This window comes from Superficieibacter electus, from assembly GCF_002915575.1.
GTDB classification, from domain to species: Bacteria; Pseudomonadota; Gammaproteobacteria; order Enterobacterales; family Enterobacteriaceae; genus Superficieibacter; species Superficieibacter electus.
The window spans coordinates 1-2,631 of sequence record NZ_PQGD01000066.1 but is presented as its reverse complement, the minus strand read 5'-3'; the positions used below and the strand labels follow the sequence as shown (position 1 = coordinate 2,631).

3 protein-coding genes and 2 pseudogenes are annotated in these 2,631 nt (G+C 44.9%); all 5 read right to left on the bottom strand.

Annotation, left to right across the window (positions count from 1 at the left end):
* Nucleotides 1–272, bottom strand: a pseudogene (locus tag CHU32_RS27745) (type VI secretion system tip protein VgrG); the annotation flags it as partial.
* Between the two features lie 18 nt (nt 273–290).
* Nucleotides 291–575: a type VI secretion system PAAR protein gene (locus CHU32_RS27740; RefSeq protein WP_103678829.1), complete on the bottom strand. Its 285-nt coding sequence runs from the start codon at nt 573–575 to the stop codon at nt 291–293.
* A gap of 162 nt (nt 576–737) precedes the next feature.
* Nucleotides 738–1,169, bottom strand: a complete 432-nt coding sequence (locus tag CHU32_RS28765) for a hypothetical protein (RefSeq protein WP_245880282.1) — start codon at nt 1,167–1,169, stop codon at nt 738–740.
* A 2-nt stretch (nt 1,170–1,171) separates the two neighbouring features.
* On the bottom strand, nt 1,172–1,735 hold the full coding sequence (locus tag CHU32_RS27730; RefSeq protein ID WP_103678828.1) for a T6SS effector amidase Tae4 family protein: 564 nt from the start codon (nt 1,733–1,735) through the stop codon (nt 1,172–1,174).
* Nucleotides 1,736–1,950: 215 nt separating this feature from the next.
* Nucleotides 1,951–2,631 (bottom strand): annotated as a pseudogene (locus tag CHU32_RS28760) (hypothetical protein); the annotation flags it as partial.

The window sequence follows — 2,631 nt, the reverse complement described above, 5'->3', positions numbered from 1 at the left end:
TAGCTCATCTGCCACCCGCTGTTCTCCCCCGGCACCACGCCGTTCACGATGCCGCTCACGTGACGCACCGGGATATCTCCCTGCCACACCGTCAGCACCGCTCCCTTCTCCAGGAAGTCCTCCGCCGTCAGGTCGAACAGCCCGCTGGCGATGCTCACCTCCAGCGAGAACGGCGCGGAATAACGCTCCGTCAGCCGGAAGCTCACCACTGCCGTCGCCATCTCCATGATGCCGTCCACCGCCAGTGTGAAACGCAGTCCTTTTAATGACACATTCACCTCCCTGACCTGTCAGCCAATATTGACCGTACCACTGCCGATAACCACGCCGCCGCAGTCCACCGCATCGCCGGTCCGGGCTGCCGGTAAACCGTCAATAAATACCGTGGGGGAACCACTGGCTATTTTACGCGGATGGGGAGGATGCTCCGGCTTATCATGGGGCGTCAGCGGATCGCCCGCCCGGGCGGCGGGTATTCCGTCGATAAATACGGTTGGTGAACCCGCTATAATTACGGTCTCGTAATAACCGTCGTGCTGGGTGCCTTTATCACCGAGTCGGGCTGCTGTGGGCATATTTATCTCTTATTATCTTTGAGTGGAAATAATTTGACATGTGGTATAAGCAATCATTTTTAAGTTGAGTTAAGATTATTTTGTCTGCTTTCATATGTTCTCGTCATGCAGCAACATAGTAAGACAATTGCTCATAACCAACTAAAGAAAGTAATTATAGGCTTATTCATCCGCCTCATCCGATATCTTTTTTGAAATCAAATCTCTTAGAAACACATCCAGCTCTTTGGATTTATAAAAATCAACACATTTGTATATAACCAGATTTGATTTTGCCAAATCACCATCAACCTGTGCTGGCTTATAAAAATGATCCGTTTTATTTTTTATAAACATATTCAAAACATTATCTTCAGTAGCATTAAAAGCAAACCATTTTTCTATATCTATAGATCCCATAGTATAATCATGCAGTGGAAGCTTATTGAAATCAACCCCCATTTTAGTGTAATTATTCATAATACATCGGGCGAGAGAATATGTTTTATAATCATCTAGTGATTCAATCAGTTTTCCTTGTTTATTTTCACCTGAACTGGCCACACATCCAAAGCTAAATAAAAACAAAAACAAGAACAAAATAGATTTATTCATTGTTATTTCAACTCCCAAAAATAAATTGCATACGTATGCTCATCAATACAATAATTATCACCCATAACCCTGTTTCCTGTCCACAGGGTTGCATGTCCTGTTGCCCCCCCGAAGTCGCTAGGTCTTGTAGGGATCATAATATAAATACCTTTCTTATTGTTCAACCGTTTGCTTACATCATCAACTGTTTTCGGAAACTTAATAATTTCGTCTGCTTTTCCCCATTTTTTCTCAAGAAATGTCTTCAAATTCCCTGCACCAGGTTCAATAGTTTTTCCGTAATATATATTACTTTTATTTGTTATTTTTATACCGCGTTCCCCAACCCCCCCCATTCCGCCAGCAAGCAATGCCAGAGATGTTCTTGTTCCACATGCATTATGGTAAGTCACCGGATCATAGTCGACTCCAAAGACTTGGGTAAAAACTTCAGTATTTAGTAAGTCACCTTCTGATGCAGTGCCAGCATTAGTTTTAGGATACCCACCATAAACCTTATTCCACGGAGGCCTGTTTACCATTATTGTAGATGTAGATTGCCCTGCCGTTACTGTAACCTTTTTCATTTAATAACACCTCAATATTAAACTAATTAATAATACAACTTTAGCTGCCAATTATAACTCACTACAATCAATTAAATATTTTTGAAAAATCGCCAACTTACTAACACCATCATTCGGACAATTAATTTTAACTGAATTCCATGATGGCCTATTAGATATAACTGCTTCTGACATCGTATCGCTTACCGATGCAGTAATTGTTTTTTCCCATTACATTACTCCGCCCAATAGGTACAGACATTAGTGTTAGCAAGTACTCTCTCTATAAAGGCTTCACCATCTGAACTCACTACACCACTGACAGTCAACACTTTTTCATTATTTTCAAAGTCGCTATAAGTTATTTGACATGAGACACTCTCACCCGAGTCATAACCTTCTGTCTTAATATGAAGATTCAAATCAACATAGTGTCTTGATATATCACCAAGCTCTGTTTGCTCCTCACCATAAGACCAGCTAATTGAAGTGATCTTCTTTTCTTTATCATCCTTATCGTCCTCTCCGCCTTCCCCGGCACCACCCTCTCCACCACCGGAGTCACCATTGCCCTGCCCGTCATCTTCGCCTTCTTCATCACCCCCGTCATCCACCAGCGCCGCCAGCACACCCGGCTGCATCGTCCCCACCGGCGTCCCCGCACTGCCCCCGCTGTTCAGGTTTATCTTCGGCCCCACGATATCCACGCCGCCCGCCTGAATGACAATAAATGACGCACCCGCTTTCAGGCTTATCTGACTGCTGCTCTCCAGCACGATGTCGCCATCCACCTTTATCCCCAGCGCCCCGCTCACCTTCCGCGCCAGGTCTCCCTTCACCTCCAGGCTGTGCGTCCCCCCGACCCGGCTGATATGGTCTCCCGTCGTGCTCTGCTCCTGCTTCCCTTCCACCGTCAC